The following is a 14,525-nucleotide window of genomic DNA, read 5'->3' as shown; positions in this document are numbered from 1 at the left end:
TCAAAACAAGATCCACCAGATCGCCGCAGCAACAGCTAACACAACCATCCACCCAATGCGGGAGAGGAGAACCCACAGCCAAAATCGTAAACGTAAATCCCAGAGAAATCGCCATCGTTGGCGGTTGTTAGAAGCGGGGTTGCGTTTGTCGCTGTACCACTTTTGTTTTCGGTGAACCAAGCCGTGACAGCGACGACAGAGGGGAACCACATCCCAACCGGGAATTTCTCGTCCGGCGATTTTCCCTCGGAAGTCGCGATAGCGGAGGTGATGGACGGCTTCAGCGGGGTGAAAGGGATTGAGAATGCAGCGATCGCGAGCCAGTACTCGGGTTTGGCGGGCGATGGTTTGCCATTTTCCGGTGTAACGGGCTTTGAATTGGTCGCGTCGGCGCGATTTCTTCGGTTTCGATCGAGACGGTCGGGTCATAGCTTTACGATTATGCCGTTCGATCGATCGTTTGCAAACGCCTTGACGTGAAATCCCGGCGAAACTCCTTCCTCCGGAAAACGTCTAAGAGACTAGGCTTAATGTTTTTAAGGCTCAGTGTTGCAGGAAACGAGGACTCGATCGCTATGAGAATACAGAAATATGGCGCGATCGCCGCGCTGACGACCCTATTGTTCTGGGAACTTCCCGCTCGAGCCGTCGATTACGACGATCTCGATCGACTTTATCGAACCGGAAATTGCGTCCGCTGCGATTTGCGTCGGGCGAATTTAGAAGAAGCGGATTTACGAAACGCCGATTTGCGCGAAGCCGACTTGCGCGGTGCAAATCTCGAAGACGCCAACTTACGGGGTGCGGACTTGCGGGATGCGAACCTGCGCGATGCAGACTTGCGCGGTGCCGATTTTCGCAACGCCGAGTTACGGGGAATTCGCCTCGAAGGGGCGCGAACCCGCGACGCGCGGGGGTTAGGGCGCTACATCGACGAGGACGACGACGATTATACATCCGGACGCGCTCGGGCTGCGGTAAACCGACTCTATCAAGAGGTGTTGGGGCGCGACGCCGATTCGCGAGGCTTGCGGGAATACGCCCGACAGTTGCAACGGGGAATGTCGTTGAGCGAGATTCGGGAAGATTTAGCCCGCAGCGAAGAAGCCCGCGATCGCATCCGTCAAATCTATTGGGAAATTTTAGGGCGAGACGCCGATCGCGACGGGTTGCGTCACTACCGCCAACGGCTCATCGACGGTTGGAGTCTCGATCGAATTCGTCAGGATATCGCCGACAGCGACGAAGCTCGCGAACGGGGACGTCGCCGTCGTTAACGATTGTGGGTCGATCGCGTTACCCTAAAAAAAACGCAATCTGACGGAATCGAAACCCATGCGACTACTACACACGATGCTCCGGGTGGGAAACCTGGAAGAATCCCTCAAATTCTACTGCGACGTATTGGGAATGAAACTCCTGCGTCAGAAAGACTATCCCGGCGGTGAATTTACCCTCGCCTTCGTCGGATACGGGGACGAATCCGACCACTCAGTTATCGAACTGACTTATAACTGGGGCGTCGACAGCTACGATATCGGCGACGGTTACGGCCACATCGCCCTCGGCGTAGACGATATTTACAAAACCTGCGACGAAATTAAAAGCCGAGGCGGAAAAGTGGTACGGGAACCGGGGCCGATGAAACATGGTTCGACAGTCATCGCCTTTGTTGAAGATCCCACGGGTTATAAAATCGAACTCATTCAACTGGGAACCCAAGGCTCAGCTCAGCAAGAGTCTCAGAAGCAAGCAGCTACCGCTTGAGTGGAGAGAAGGAGATAGTAAGCTTCCCGAGAGAGGGAGACAAGACATCTCTCTGTTTTTTGACACTCCACATTGCGCCCGATTCCCCGTAGGTGCGTTGCTGGAAACGCATTTACGGGGATTTTTGTGATAATTCTTCACCACAGAGACACATCCCCCCTTGGGAAGGGGGGTTGGGGGGATTGGAGGGAGTTGAAAAACTGCTGTTTGAGATTCTGGCTGAGGCCGGGGAGATTGGAGGGGAACGCCAAATGGTATTTTCCGCATGGATTTCCGGCGAATTGGCTTTCCCGCGAAAGCACCCGACGCGATCTGGGTACGCTTCACGCTTCCCGCGTTCCGCTTCCCTGAATCGCGGATCTGCCTCGTTTCAGGAAACGGCGTCGCCAGGTTTCAACCGTTCCCAACGCCAACAATCCGAAAAGCAGATTCGGTTCGGGAACTTTTACTGGATCGGATGTTGGCGTGGGATCGGGGGTGGGATCGGGGGTGGGATCGGGCGTCGGAAGTGGGTCAACTTGGGAAAACTGACGCAGGAAAAACGGTGAAGCGGGGGTCGAGTCGGCAATGAAATAGCGGAATGTGACGGTTTCACCGGGATTGACGATGCCGTTGGAAAATGCGATCGCATCCTTTCCGTTGCGAATTTCTTGGATATTGGTAAAGCGATCGGAGGTGGCCGTAAAATCTGAATAGCCCGGTATTGAAACGTTGTTGGGCAGGCCAAAGGCGAGGCCGTCATGGCGATCGCTGGGTTCGCCTAATATGGATTGAAGTTCGTGGTCGAAAAACGTCCAAGTGCGATCGCTGCGATTCGTCAACACCGATTCAAACCAAAAGCCAGATACGAACCCTGTGGGCATATTAAATTGGTCTGTTACCGGAAACGGTGTCAAACTCGGCAAGCCGTCAATCTGCAACACCAAATCGAGGTCGGTTCCCGTGACATCTTGAAACAGCCTTACCGTGTCGTTGGCGACCGTTCCACCCTGGATGTTAAAGTCTCCCGAGAGGGTTTGAACGTTCAGCGACCCCCCGTTGACGGATAAGGAGATGGCGGAAGCGGGAGCGGCAACCATCGATACCGTAGCGGTGGTGATCGTTAGTGATGCACCTGTGCGAAACAGTTGGGTGCGATCGCGGATATAACTCGGTAACAGACTCATCTTGTGACCTGAACTGTCTCAAAAACTTTACCTTATAGATACGATTATGGCATCTTGTCAAGTTCCTGTCGGACAAGTTTAAAAAATTTTGTCAAAAATTAAGATTTGGCTGATAAGAATTCGTGAAATTTTAGGGTTGATGTACCGAGAGTTTAAAGGTTACAGGAATTCTACCATTTCCCTTTAAACTTGTCCTTTAAACTTGTGCTTTAAACTGGCGACAGAAAGCATAAATTTGTGGGTTACGTAGTGGGTTACGTCAGGTGCATCTCACTTTTGTAAAAATATGATTTTGCCGTAGGTTGGGTGGAGCGATAGCGAAACCCAACAACAGCTCAATTCAGTGCAGAGACAGTGCAGAGACTCCGATCTGATAAATTTACATTGTTGAGATGCACCCGAAACTGGATATCTGGAATCTCCCCCGTTTCAGATGCCCGATATTTTGAAAATATCGGGTTGCGGGTAATTTACCGCAAATTCAAAAATGAGATGCACGCCTTTTTAAAAAGCGAGACCAACTATTCCCGCGCTAACGTGGGTTGACGTCCCAACAAACCCGTCATCAACTTCAACGCCAAGGTTTTAGCGGGTTTTACGTTTCGTAAGACCCAAAGCCCAAGCTGACGCGCTGCCACCATCGGAACAAAATCGTTCGAGAAGGTGCGATCGAGCAAATCCGTAAAACCGAGAATCGTCCAATTTTCGCCGCGACGCCAGCGATCGTATCGTTCCAACACCGACCGCGAACCGATATCTTTACCTTGACGGTGGGCGTCTCGAATCACTTGCGCTAACGCCGCCACATCGCGAAGCCCCATGTTCAACCCCTGTCCGCCGACGGGGTGACAGCGGTGCGCCGCATCTCCCACCAAAGCAACGCGATGGTTGAAATATCGATCGCTCTGCATCAACTGTACCGGAAACACGCGACGGGGACTAATGACCTGCACCCGTCCCATCGAGTTACCGTAGTGACGTTGCAACTCTTCGGTAAACGCTGCTTCGTCCATTTCCAGTAATTCCTGGGCTTTGGCGTGGGGGGCAGACCAGACCACGTTACAGCGATTGTCCGTCAGGGGCAAAATCGCGAAGGGGCCGTTTTGGCGAAACCGTTCGTAAGCGATGTTTTCGTGGGATTTTTCCGGTTTAACCTTGAAGGTGACGCAGGATTGCCAGTATTGCCAACCTTGGGTTTCAATTCCGGCGGAGGTGCGAACTTTCGATCGCGCCCCGTCTGCACCCACGACTAACCGCGCCCGTAGCTGATGTTGAGTGCCGTCTCGATCGTACCTAACGGTAGCGTACTCGTGGCCATACTCCACATCTACCACGTCTGCCGGACAGGTGACTTGAACGTTGTCAACGCTCCGTAAAAACTGCTGAAGCGTACTCAACAGGGGCGTGTGTTCGGCGACGTACCCGAGGCGGTCTAAGCCCACGTCTGAGGGGACAAACTGAACGTCACCGGGGCGATCGCCGTCTGAGAGGCGAATTTTCTTAAAGGTGGTAATTTTCGGTAAAATGTCCTGCCAAACGCCGATGCCGTTGAAAATGCGCCCCGTGAGGAGCGTTAAGGCGTAGACTTGCGATCGCGCAGCGGCGGCTTCTTGAGTTTGAGCGTCGAGAAGCGTCACCCGCAATCCCGAATCCTTCAACGCACAAGCGAGGGTGGTTCCGGCAACGCCACCGCCAACGATGGCCACGTCGCAGTCAACAGCAGGGTCGTCAACTGTGGGGTCGGCGGTGTCTTGAGTTTGAGAAAACGGCTCTTGAGACATCGATTTACCTGAGATGTAACGGTTTGTCACGTTAATTGCTTAATTACTATATTGCCAATAATTCTCGATTTGCGCAGAATTGATGGTGCAATATTGCTTTTCCCAATCCCCTCATCCCATCATGCCATCATCCCCTCATCTCCTCACCATAAAACCGGCCGCGCCACTGAGTCGGAACTTCCGAGGCCGATTTCCAGATGCGTAGGACAGCGAGGGGGTCGGCGAGGGGAGAGAACCAGAACAGCCAGGAGAAGCGGGCATTTTGTAGGTCGTAAGCGGGGGCGATGGCAATTCCCAGGGCAAAGCGAATCGCCAGCAAGGTCAAATTGAGATAAAACAGCACCGAAGCCGGAGACAGAGAAATGGGCGGAAACGGGGAATTTCCCGACCCCAGAGAGGCAAGAACGCCCGTGAGGACCACTAACAGGGGTAGTCCCTGTACGGAGGCGAGAAACCAGACATCGCCCCAAGTTTGACCCGGCGAGGCGGCGTCTTTGAGGTCGAGGGAGCGTCCCCACTCGCGCCAAGTTTCCATCGCACCGTCGTACATTCGGACTTTCAGTAACTTCGAGCCGTCCCAGAAGCCGACCTTGAAGCCGTTGGCGGCGGCGGTTCGGGCTAACGTCACGTCGTCGCAAAACGATCGCCGAGCGCAAGTATAGCCGTCCAAGCGTTCCAAGAGCGATCGCCGCACCAAGAAACACTGGCCGTTCGCCATGACCCGTTCCGAACCGTTGCTGCGACTTCCCGTCGGTCCGAAGCGATACACCAACGTCATCAACAACGCCGGTTGTAAGAGCAACTCGCCGGGATAGTTCAAAATAAACTGGGGCGACAGGGACACGAGGTCGTATCCTTCCGCCTCCGCTTCCGCCACCAAACTGGCCACCAAACCCGGCGCGGGGCGCGTATCGGCGTCAACCCCTAAAATCCACTCTACAGGTTGGAGGCGGTGGCGATCGCCTGGGGTGTTCGGCGGGGTTTCAGAGGGTCTCGAGAGGGAATTTCCCGAGAAATAGGAATAGCCGTTGTGCAAGGCCCAAGGGCGTCCTACCCATCCCGCCGGAAGGGGGGCGTCTCGCATCAGGCGAATGCGAGGGTCGAACTGCGCCCGTTCCTCGACGATATCGGCAGTTCCGTCTTGGGAGTGGCTATCGACAACGACGATTTGGCGAACTTCGTGGCTTTGTTGGCTGAGACCCTGCAAACAGGGGCGAACTCGGTGGGCTTCGTTGAGGGTGGGAACGACGACCCCCACTTTACCCACCCATTCACAGGTGGCGGTTCGAGGTTGTAGGGGGGGTTTGCGGGTCGGTCCTTCGAGCAACCGAGCCAGCAAAATCGCGACGGCGGGAAGTTGTAGCAGCAGGAGAACGAAAATCAGAGCGTCCATGCAGGTTGGATTGAATCGAGGAGATAGCGGTTATTTGGCAGCGGTTTCGAGGGACGGAAGAACCAGGTCTTCGGCGACGCCGTCCCGGTCTGCGTTTTCGCGAGGTTCGATCGTTCGTTCGGGGGCCAGACGCCAGCAGGCGATGGCTGGAACCACGCCGAAGAGGACGCTTAACAGGGTGGGGACGGTAAATTGAGAATCTAACAAGACCAGGGTAATGGTAGCGCCGAAGCAGAAGTTCACCAGGTAAACGAGAACGGGGACGCCTAAGTGTCGGCGAGATAACACGAACTGGTTTTTATTTTGTAGGGCAGTGGCGACGGTCATGTAAAGAACGCCGGTTCCAATCCATCCGGCCAGATTGCGATAGGGCATTCCGAAGAATTCGCCCACTTCTTCAAAAGACCAGAAAGGATAGGGGGTTTGGCTCATGGCGGGGTCGAGAACTAAGTCCCAGGCGGTGAGGAGCAGCGCACCGAGGGCGATCGCGCCGATTTGACGCACCCAGCGCGGCGCCATCGTCACCGCTTCCATGGCACTTCTGGCGAGGAGGTAGCAGACGAAGCCCATGTAAAACCAGGACAGGGGAATGGTGAAGGGGACTAATCCGGCGATTTTGTAGCCCAAGCCGCTGAGGTAGTGATAGGCACCGAAGGGAAATCCGGTGCTGGTGCCGAGGAGTTCGCTGCTGAGGGAGAGGAGAACGGAGGGGACGAAGAAGGCCAGCAGGGGTTTCCAGCCGAGGGTACGATAGGCGAAAAGGGCAACGGCCGCCGCCCCGAGCAGGATGTAACTGACGCCGCCTTGGGCCATGCTCCAACCGAAGAGTTTGAGACCGAAGGGGGAGAGCTGTCCGATTAATTCCGAGTTGGGCAGGACGATGAGCAATCCCCCCAGCCCGAACGCCATAGAGAAGACGTGCAGTCCCAGGCTGGAACGTTCGGCAATCTTGAGATGCTGCATTGTTAACTTTTTTTACGAAAACACTGCCTATCAGTTTACAAAGCTTTAAGGGATTTCGGGAATCGATCGCGATCGCGGCCGTGGTTTTTCTCGTCCCACGCTAGGATAGAACCCACAACGATCGCGCCGTAGAGGGCATTGGTATTGGGACTGGGAGCGTGAAAGTGGGCATGAAAGCACAAGTATTTCGAGGGGTCGATCGATTATGCTACGAAGACCTTCCCCAACCGACGATCGCCACTGATGAAGTGTTGTTGAAAGTGGAGGTGGTGGGGGTTTCGCCGCGAGACCTACAAGCCTTGAAATCACCTGACACCGAAGCTCCCTGCGTGTTGGGCAGCGAAATCGCCGGCACGATCGCCGCCGTGGGGGAAAGTGTCAGTCAATGGTGGGTGGGGCAGCGGGTGGCGACGGTGTCTCGGGTTCCCTGTATGCGCTGCCGGGAGTGTTTGCGCGATCGATTTTCCCTCTGTTCGTTTTATCAAAACATTACGACGACGGCCGGTCTCTCGGACAGTGGCGGCGGTTTTGCTGAATATGTGAAGGTTCCGGCCCATCTGGTGCATCACGGCGGGTTAGTGGCGTTACCGGGTCACATAACTCTCGATCGCGCCGCGTTGCTGCAACCGCTGAATCTCTGTCTGGCAGCGATCGATCGCCTGCGGTTTCAACCGGGACAACAGGTTTGGATTCTCGGCGCCGGATCGATCGGATCGATTTTGGTCTTGCTACTCAAACAATTCGGAATGCGGCCCTTAGTCAGCGATCCCAATCCCGATCGCCTCGACGCTGCCCTCGATTTGGGGGCAGAGGCGGTTTTTGCGGGCAGCAGCGACGACCTGCACACGAAAATCTGTGCGTTCACTGATGGCGAAGGGGTCGAAGCCGCAATTCTCACCGAACCGTCTCACATCAGTTTTCTCAACGCGCTCGATGGCCTGCGTCCCGGTGGAAAACTCGTCTGTTTGACAGATTATGCCGATCGTGGCGCTATGTTCTTCGATCCGATGTCTGTTATGCGACGTCAGATCGACCTCCTCGGCTGTGCGGGGATGTCGTTTCGCCTGCAACCGATGGCGATCGATCTGCTGTTCGACCATCGCCTTCCTCTGGAGTCTGTCGTTAGCGATCGCCTGTTGCTGTCCGACTTACCCGAGGTCGTCGAACGGGGGACTGCGGAGAAAACTGCCACCCGAAAAATTTTGGTATATCCCCATTAACGGGACGCCGCTACTTTCGAGCGAGGTTTCCGCAGCCGCCCCGAGGGAATCCCTGGCTTCGGAATTTCTCGGCGGCTTGGTTGTGAAGGTTTGGACTCTTCTGAAGTGTCTTCGTCTCCTTGAATTTCAAAATAGTCCGTGACCAGTGCCGCCTCGAAAATCGCCCGAACCGCCGCCGTGGGATGTTGCAGAACCAAGCGACTGCGGCGTTTTCGCGCGAAATGCTTCAAACGCAACAACAACAGCAAACCCGCGTGAGAAATCGTTGTAACTCGGGAAAGATCGATAATCCAGAGATGAGAAATATGGGTTTTCGAGAGGATGTAACGGTTGACATCCTGTTGGAGTCGCCCCGTTCCCACCCAATCCAGCTTACCTTGGGGAGACAGAACAATGGCCATGACGCGAAATCGCCTCGATCGAAACTGCCGTTTCAGCATCCCAGATTTGTCGAACCGTCTCCGTTAGCTCGATCGAGCTTTGGCGTGACCTTAACCGAGAATTGTCAGCGATCGCGATCGCATCACTCCCGATACACCGGAAGTGTGAAATGGAACGTACTGCCTTTACCGGGGGAAGAATCGACCCAGATTTTACCGTAGTGGGAGCGCACCACCCGCAGACACAAGGCCAACCCCAACCCGTAGCCGTCCGTTTTCTCGTCCCGTTTGAGGCGTACTCGATCGTCGAAAATCTGCTGTTGCTTGTCGAAGGGAATCCCCGGACCCGTATCGCTGATACTCACTTGAATTTTTTGAGCGGTTCGGTGTAGTAACGATACCGCAATCGTCCCCCCGTCGGGGGTATACTTCATAGCATTATCGATGAGATTTGTCAAGACCTGACGGATGCGATTGGGATCGGCATAGGCAAAGGGTAAATCTTGAGGTAAATCGGTTTGCAAATGTAAATCTTTGGCGTCGCATCGATCGCGCTGTCGCTCGATCGTCTCTCGACACAACTGCGCCAAATCGAGCTTTTGCGGGTGAATCGTCAAATGGCCGTCGAGACTTTGAGAAGTCTCCAGCACGTCGAGGATCATCTGTTCGATTTGACGAGTTTGGGTGCGAGCGTGGTGGAGGAGTTGATCGAACAAGCCGGGGTTGGCGTCCCGTTTGTGGTGATTTTCCGGTCGGTTGAGGGTTTCGAGGGTTTCGATAGCGATGGAAGTGGACGTGAGGGGATTGCGCAAATCGTGCGCCAACATCGACATCAAACGATCCTTAAACCGAAGCTGTTCCTGAAGCTCCTCCTTTTCCTGTTTCAAGCGAAACACCTCGTCAGACAGTTGGATGATTTCAGCGGAGGTGGCCAGAGAGGGCAAACAAGTGGACTGGGAAACCCCGTCAGGGATTTTACAGTTTCCATTATCGTTGTGACTGCCATCGATCTGGGTTTGACAGTGTTGGAAAAAGTCTTCCACCGATCGCTGCCACTGCGGCCAAAACCGCTCGAGCTGCGCTGCGATATTCGAACCCGTCAGCCGTTGTCGCGGTTCCGGGTGGAGTTTGATCAGCGTCGGCGTGGCGATAAGCTTGAAATGTTCGGCTAAATAGGGCTGTTCGCTGACATCGATGGCTTCGAGGGCGAAATTGCCAGCCTCCTTGACCGTATCTAAGTAGCGTCGAATACGTTGGAGTTCTTCCCAGGAACTCGATCGACGATCGACAAACAGCAATAGCTGTAGTACAGCATCGGGGCGATTGTCGAAATTGGGAAATACGGATCGAGTCATCTCGGGTTTCTACTCAGTATCCAAAGCCGAATCCAAAGCCGAACATCTGCGCCAAACGATGGACGAGCGTTTTGAATTCGACCGGGCAACACTCTTTGAGTCGGCGATCGAGCGTCGTGGCATCAACCGAACTACGGTCGAAGTCCGTTCGAGACGCCGCAGCGGCAACAAACGCTCGATGGCGTACCGAGTGCGGGGGCGAATCTGAAACGGAATACATCGAGTCATCTCGCTCTTGAGGAAAGCGTTTTACAAACGATCGTCATGCAGCCAGTTTGTCCAACTCCTGCGAAGGGCTTCTCTTCTACTTTAATATCTTCTTTAGATTTCGCGATCGAGTCCCAACCCGACATCATGCAACCCTTGGCAAATGTTGACTGATATTCTAACGTTTTCAAACGGCCGGTCGATCGGCAAACCTCAGTTTCCCCGGCAGTTTCGCGGCTTAAAGCAGGAGAATCTTCATTGGCGATGTGGCTGAAGCTCAAAAAAAATCCTTGGTTTCGGTTGGCGATCGGTGCGGCGATCGTCTTCTTTTGCGTGAGTGCGATTTTAACGTTACATCGCTACTACACTTTTTATGCGTCCTACGACCAGGGAATTTTCAACCAAGTCTTTTGGAACGGTTCTCACGGACGCTTCTTTCAAAGTTCCCTCTCCTCGGCGCTCTCCACGAACGTCGTCCACCAAGGGGAACTCCCCAAAGTCTACTACCACCGTCTGGGGCAACATTTCACTCCCGCGTTGCTGCTGTGGCTGCCCCTGTACGCCCTCTTTCCCTCCCCCGTCACCCTCACCGTCCTCCAAGTGACCCTGGTGACGGCGGCGGGATTGGTGCTGTACCTCCTCGCCCGCCAGTACGTACATGACGGGATCGCGGCCTTCCTCGTCGTCAGTTTCTACGGTGCCAACGCCGTCCTCGGCCCCACTTGGGGCAACTTCCACGATATCTGTCAGATTCCCCTGTTTACCTTCACGCTGTTGTTGGCGATGGAGAAACGCTGGTGGTGGCTGTTCTGGCTGATGGCGATCGCCCTGTTAATGGTGCGAGAAGATGCTGGCGTGGGATTGTTCGGCGTCGGGGTGTATATGATATTAAGCCGTCGTTTCCCCAGTCGCGGCTTGGCGGTTTGCAGCCTCAGTTTCGGCTATATGCTGGTGTTGACCAACCTGGTGATGCCGCTGTTTTCCGAGGATATCTCCGAACGGTTCATGATGGAACGGTTCGGACAATACGCTGAAGGCGACGAAGCCTCGACGCTGGAAATTATCTGGGGAATTCTCAGCAATCCCTTGCGGCTGATTGGGGAATTCTTTACTCCTTTCGGACGCACGATCGCCTATTTATTGGGTCAGTGGTTGCCCTTAGCGTTCGTTCCGGCGACGTCGGGGGCGGCATGGGCGATCGCGGGTTTTCCCTTGCTCAAACTCTTTATCGCACAAGGACAGTCCGTGTTGTCGATTAACATCCGTTACGCTTTAACGGTGGTTCCGGGGCTGTTTTACGGGGCGATTTTGTGGTGGTCGATCCGGCCGCAGTTATTTGAAAAGCAAGCGGTGCGGCAGTTTTGGACGTTCTGCATCGCGCTGTCGGTCTTGATTACCCTTTCAGCCAACCCCAACCGCACCCTGTCGTTTTTGGTACCCGATTCCATCGATCCTTGGGTGAAAGTTTCTCTGTCTCGCCAGTGGGAACACGCCCGCGCCATTTATCCCTTGCTCGATCGCGTTCCCGAGGAGGCCAGCGTTTCCGCCACGACTTATATCATCCCCCATCTGTCCAGTCGCCGGGAAATTCTGCGTTTTCCCAAAATGGAACTCGTCACCGACGAGGGAAGGGTAGAGCGTATGGAATATGTTTTAGTTGACCTGTGGCGGTTGAACACCTATCAAGTAGCATTCAAACACGATCGCGCTCGTTTGGAGGTGATGGTACCGAAGATCGAGAGTCTCATCGCCAGCGGCGAATACGGTATCCGCGAACTGCGCGATGGGGTGGTGTTTCTCGAACGGGGCGCGTCCTCGAATCCGCAGGCGTTGCCGGCTTGGGAAACTTATCGCGGACAGTTACAGGCTGGGGCTAGAGATTTTTCACGCCCAGAGACACAGAGGATAACGGAGTCGTAGGGTGCGTGATGCGGAAAAATCGGGTGTGAATCGTTAGAGCGAGCGATCGTCACGCACCGCTCCCCCATCCCATCATCCCATCACCTCAAAATCCCTTGATTTGATACGGTAGATGAAGCATTCAGTTGTCCTCCAAACAACCCCGATTGGAGGCAGGGAGAGGAAAAAGGCAGATTATGGCAGCGCAAACCTATTCGATCGAAATCGAGCAATCCTCGGAACCCCGACTGCGAGGACTCGACATCAATAACGTCCCCTTTGGGAAAATGTTTAGCGACCATATGCTCGTCGCCACTGTCGAACAGGGAACCTGGAGTGCGAAAATTGTACCCTACGGCAAATTAGAGATGTCGCCGTCGATTTCGGCGCTGCACTACGGACAATCGGTGTTTGAGGGGATGAAAGCTTATAAAAGTCCCCAGGGAGAACCGTTGTTGTTTCGTCCCGGCGCGAATTTCGATCGCATCAACCGTTCGGCGGCGCGTTTGTGTATGCCCCCGATTCCTGAAGAAATCTTCATGGAGGGATTGCAAGAACTAATTCGCCTCGACGCCGACTGGATTCCCACGCGCCCCGGTAGCGCCCTCTATATTCGCCCGATTTACTTCGCCACGGACGAATCCATCGGGTTGCGTCCGTCGGAACGCTACACTTTGGCGATTATGAGTTGTCCGGTGGGAGCCTATTACGCGGAACCTGTCAAACTTACCGTAACTCGTCAATACGTGCGGGCGTTTCCCGGCGGAACGGGGGCGGCGAAGGCGGCGGGAAACTACGCGGCGAGTCTTCTGGCCGATCGCGAAGCGAAACAGCAGGGTTACGATAATGTATTGTGGCTCGACGGCGTTCATCACAAATATATTGAAGAATGCGGGACGATGAACGTCTTTTTCGTCATCGATGGTGTGGTGGTGACGCCGGAGTTGCAGGGTACGATTTTACCGGGAATTACCCGCGAGAGCGTGTTGAGGTTACTGCGAGATATGGAGGTTCCGGTGGAGGAACGGGCGATCGCTCTCGATGAAATCATCGACGCCGCCGATGCGGGAACGTTACAGGAAGCGTTTGGGGCGGGAACCGCCGCCACGATCGCTCATATCGAAACCATTAACACCGGCGATCGCGAACTGCAACTTCCTCCGGCGAGCGATCGCAAATACGCTAACCTCCTGCTGAAGAAACTCGAAGACATCAAAACCGCTAAAACAGACGATCCCTATGGTTGGGTGGTTCGCGTCTAAGTTCGATCCGCAGAAATCCGGTTTCTGAAAAAAACTCTCGGTGTCCTCGGTGTATCCGTGGCGAACACTTCTTAAAACTCAGCTTAAGGATGGAGTATAACTCCTGTCTCTGAAATTATGACTGACGAAGGCGGCGAAAACTGGTTGACTCGCATCCTAGACGTTCCCGTAGGCGTTGTGGCGGGGGCGACATATCCGCTAAGGGCGATCGCGCTCTTGCTGACGACGCCGAAACTCCTCGGATACATCGTTTTTCCCATTTTGACGAATATCGTCGTGGGAATCGCCCTTTACGTGGGGTTACTGCTACCGGGATTGCAGGAAGTGCAGAATTTAACGGGGGCGATCGATACTCGCATCGCCGCTTGGGTGGCGAACCTTCCCAACTGGCTGAGTTGGCTAGGGTTTTCCGGGGAAATCCTCGGCGGACTCCTGCAAATTCTCCTCGTCTTGGGATTGCTGATTTTGACGGGGTTTTTACTGGTTCAATTCGGCGTGATTCTGGGTTCGCCCTGGTACGGACAGCTTTCGGAACAGTTGGAGAAACTGAAAACTGGGAAACTCCCCACTTACGAAGGGGGGTTTCTCACAGTGGTTCGAGATATTTGGCGAGCCTTGGCGTTCGAGGTGAAGAAACTCGTTTTGGCGGCGGGGTTGGGGGTGCTGTTGCTGCTGTTGAATTTCCTTCCCGGGATTGGAACGGCGATCGCCAGCATCGGGGGAATCGGGATTACAGCCACTTTAGTCTGTTTGGACTTTCTCGATTCTCCCTTAGAACGCCGTCGCTTGCGGTTTCGCGAGAAGTTGAAAATCGTTCTGGGATTTTTCCCCGCCACGGGAACCTTTAGTTTGGTGTGTTTGTTTTTAGTCAGTTTTCCGCTGGTGAACCTTCTGGCGGTTCCCGTCTGCGTCACCGCTGGAACGCTGTTTTTCTGCGATCGCATCTATCCGAAAAAGTTTGCGGCCATCGAAGGCGGCGACGAAATCGCCCCAAGATAAAGATGAGTCACGGGACGCCGCCAACTTAAGAGAAACCCTCGACTTTCAACGATCTCCCCGCCTTGCGTTACCATCGACCTATCAAGATCCGTCGCAGTACTCCGCCCATAGCCGAAGGCTTGGGGGGTGGTGA

At 54.5% G+C, this 14,525-nt stretch carries 15 protein-coding genes; 7 read left to right on the top strand and 8 right to left on the bottom strand.

Annotated elements, in window-relative coordinates; all coding sequences use genetic code 11:
* Positions 1-429 carry a hypothetical protein gene (locus ACP5D4_RS12895; RefSeq protein WP_428012029.1) on the bottom strand — a complete coding sequence of 143 codons (429 nt, stop codon included), beginning with the start codon at positions 427-429 and terminating at the stop codon, positions 1-3.
* Between the two features lie 146 nt (positions 430-575).
* On the opposite strand from ACP5D4_RS12895, the gene ACP5D4_RS12890 reads away from it, so the two are divergent.
* Both ACP5D4_RS12890 and gloA read left to right on the top strand, forming a co-directional pair.
* Positions 576-1,277 carry a pentapeptide repeat-containing protein gene (locus ACP5D4_RS12890; RefSeq protein ID WP_428012028.1) on the top strand — a complete coding sequence of 234 codons (702 nt, stop codon included), beginning with the start codon at positions 576-578 and terminating at the stop codon, positions 1,275-1,277.
* Between the two features lie 58 nt (positions 1,278-1,335).
* Positions 1,336-1,767 (top strand): lactoylglutathione lyase, encoded by a 432-nt coding sequence (gloA, locus tag ACP5D4_RS12885; protein ID WP_428012027.1) that lies wholly within the window; start codon positions 1,336-1,338, stop codon positions 1,765-1,767.
* Between the two features lie 323 nt (positions 1,768-2,090).
* Here gloA and ACP5D4_RS12880 read toward each other — a convergent pair whose 3' ends face one another.
* The 5 genes from ACP5D4_RS12880 to ACP5D4_RS12860 form a co-directional block, all read right to left on the bottom strand.
* Complete coding sequence (locus tag ACP5D4_RS12880) at positions 2,091-2,933, bottom strand: hypothetical protein (RefSeq protein WP_428012026.1); 843 nt, start codon at positions 2,931-2,933, stop codon at positions 2,091-2,093.
* 521 nt (positions 2,934-3,454) lie between these two features.
* The gene (locus ACP5D4_RS12875) at positions 3,455-4,714 is read right to left on the bottom strand and encodes an FAD-dependent hydroxylase (protein ID WP_428012025.1); all 1,260 of its coding nucleotides are present in this window, start codon (positions 4,712-4,714) and stop codon (positions 3,455-3,457) included.
* 127 nt (positions 4,715-4,841) lie between these two features.
* Positions 4,842-6,107 (bottom strand): glycosyltransferase family 2 protein, encoded by a 1,266-nt coding sequence (locus ACP5D4_RS12870; protein ID WP_428012024.1) that lies wholly within the window; start codon positions 6,105-6,107, stop codon positions 4,842-4,844.
* A gap of 30 nt (positions 6,108-6,137) precedes the next feature.
* Positions 6,138-7,070, bottom strand: a complete 933-nt coding sequence (cruF, locus tag ACP5D4_RS12865; RefSeq protein ID WP_428012023.1) for a gamma-carotene 1'-hydroxylase CruF — start codon at positions 7,068-7,070, stop codon at positions 6,138-6,140.
* Between the two features lie 35 nt (positions 7,071-7,105).
* The gene (locus tag ACP5D4_RS12860; RefSeq protein ID WP_428012022.1) at positions 7,106-7,252 is read right to left on the bottom strand and encodes a hypothetical protein; all 147 of its coding nucleotides are present in this window, start codon (positions 7,250-7,252) and stop codon (positions 7,106-7,108) included.
* On the opposite strand from ACP5D4_RS12860, the gene ACP5D4_RS12855 reads away from it, so the two are divergent.
* Positions 7,241-8,290 carry an alcohol dehydrogenase catalytic domain-containing protein gene (locus tag ACP5D4_RS12855; protein WP_428012021.1) on the top strand — a complete coding sequence of 350 codons (1,050 nt, stop codon included), beginning with the start codon at positions 7,241-7,243 and terminating at the stop codon, positions 8,288-8,290. The two genes, ACP5D4_RS12860 and ACP5D4_RS12855, sit on opposite strands and share 12 nt — an antisense overlap.
* On the opposite strand, the gene ACP5D4_RS12850 is transcribed toward ACP5D4_RS12855, so the two are convergent.
* Both ACP5D4_RS12850 and ACP5D4_RS12845 read right to left on the bottom strand, forming a co-directional pair.
* Positions 8,287-8,691, bottom strand: coding sequence for an STAS domain-containing protein (locus ACP5D4_RS12850; RefSeq protein ID WP_428012020.1), 405 nt, complete (start codon positions 8,689-8,691; stop codon positions 8,287-8,289). The genes ACP5D4_RS12855 and ACP5D4_RS12850 overlap by 4 nt on opposite strands.
* A 122-nt stretch (positions 8,692-8,813) precedes the next feature.
* A complete protein-coding gene (locus ACP5D4_RS12845) occupies positions 8,814-10,025 on the bottom strand; it encodes a histidine kinase (protein WP_428012019.1) in 1,212 nt (403 codons plus the stop codon).
* A 58-nt stretch (positions 10,026-10,083) separates the two neighbouring features.
* On the opposite strand from ACP5D4_RS12845, the gene ACP5D4_RS12840 reads away from it, so the two are divergent.
* The 4 genes from ACP5D4_RS12840 to ACP5D4_RS12825 all read left to right on the top strand — a co-directional run bounded on the left by ACP5D4_RS12840 (position 10,084) and on the right by ACP5D4_RS12825 (position 14,392).
* Positions 10,084-10,233, top strand: a complete 150-nt coding sequence (locus ACP5D4_RS12840) for a hypothetical protein (RefSeq protein ID WP_428012018.1) — start codon at positions 10,084-10,086, stop codon at positions 10,231-10,233.
* 263 nt (positions 10,234-10,496) lie between these two features.
* Positions 10,497-12,152, top strand: coding sequence for a DUF2079 domain-containing protein (locus ACP5D4_RS12835; protein ID WP_428012017.1), 1,656 nt, complete (start codon positions 10,497-10,499; stop codon positions 12,150-12,152).
* A gap of 176 nt (positions 12,153-12,328) precedes the next feature.
* The gene (locus ACP5D4_RS12830) at positions 12,329-13,393 is read left to right on the top strand and encodes a branched-chain amino acid aminotransferase (protein ID WP_428012016.1); all 1,065 of its coding nucleotides are present in this window, start codon (positions 12,329-12,331) and stop codon (positions 13,391-13,393) included.
* Between the two features lie 117 nt (positions 13,394-13,510).
* A complete protein-coding gene (locus tag ACP5D4_RS12825; RefSeq protein WP_428012015.1) occupies positions 13,511-14,392 on the top strand; it encodes an EI24 domain-containing protein in 882 nt (293 codons plus the stop codon).
* Positions 14,393-14,525 lie beyond the last annotated feature (133 nt).

It is taken from the genome of Baaleninema sp., assembly GCF_049974805.1.
GTDB lineage: Bacteria > Cyanobacteriota > Cyanobacteriia > Cyanobacteriales > Geitlerinemataceae > Baaleninema.
The sequence above is the reverse complement of the archived record's forward strand: the minus strand, read 5'-3'. Positions and strand labels throughout refer to the sequence as shown.

Coding starts and splice junctions, on each gene's coding strand:
- ACP5D4_RS12895 (WP_428012029.1), bottom strand. CDS start 429: ATGACCCGACCGTCTCGATCGAAACCGAAGAAATCGCGCCGACGCGAC.
- ACP5D4_RS12890 (WP_428012028.1), top strand. CDS start 576: ATGAGAATACAGAAATATGGCGCGATCGCCGCGCTGACGACCCTATTG.
- gloA (WP_428012027.1), top strand. CDS start 1,336: ATGCGACTACTACACACGATGCTCCGGGTGGGAAACCTGGAAGAATCC.
- ACP5D4_RS12880 (WP_428012026.1), bottom strand. CDS start 2,933: ATGAGTCTGTTACCGAGTTATATCCGCGATCGCACCCAACTGTTTCGC.
- ACP5D4_RS12875 (WP_428012025.1), bottom strand. CDS start 4,714: ATGTCTCAAGAGCCGTTTTCTCAAACTCAAGACACCGCCGACCCCACA.
- ACP5D4_RS12870 (WP_428012024.1), bottom strand. CDS start 6,107: ATGGACGCTCTGATTTTCGTTCTCCTGCTGCTACAACTTCCCGCCGTC.
- cruF (WP_428012023.1), bottom strand. CDS start 7,070: ATGCAGCATCTCAAGATTGCCGAACGTTCCAGCCTGGGACTGCACGTC.
- ACP5D4_RS12855 (WP_428012021.1), top strand. CDS start 7,241: ATGAAAGCACAAGTATTTCGAGGGGTCGATCGATTATGCTACGAAGAC.
- ACP5D4_RS12850 (WP_428012020.1), bottom strand. CDS start 8,691: ATGGCCATTGTTCTGTCTCCCCAAGGTAAGCTGGATTGGGTGGGAACG.
- ACP5D4_RS12845 (WP_428012019.1), bottom strand. CDS start 10,025: ATGACTCGATCCGTATTTCCCAATTTCGACAATCGCCCCGATGCTGTA.
- ACP5D4_RS12840 (WP_428012018.1), top strand. CDS start 10,084: ATGGACGAGCGTTTTGAATTCGACCGGGCAACACTCTTTGAGTCGGCG.
- ACP5D4_RS12835 (WP_428012017.1), top strand. CDS start 10,497: ATGTGGCTGAAGCTCAAAAAAAATCCTTGGTTTCGGTTGGCGATCGGT.
- ACP5D4_RS12830 (WP_428012016.1), top strand. CDS start 12,329: ATGGCAGCGCAAACCTATTCGATCGAAATCGAGCAATCCTCGGAACCC.
- ACP5D4_RS12825 (WP_428012015.1), top strand. CDS start 13,511: ATGACTGACGAAGGCGGCGAAAACTGGTTGACTCGCATCCTAGACGTT.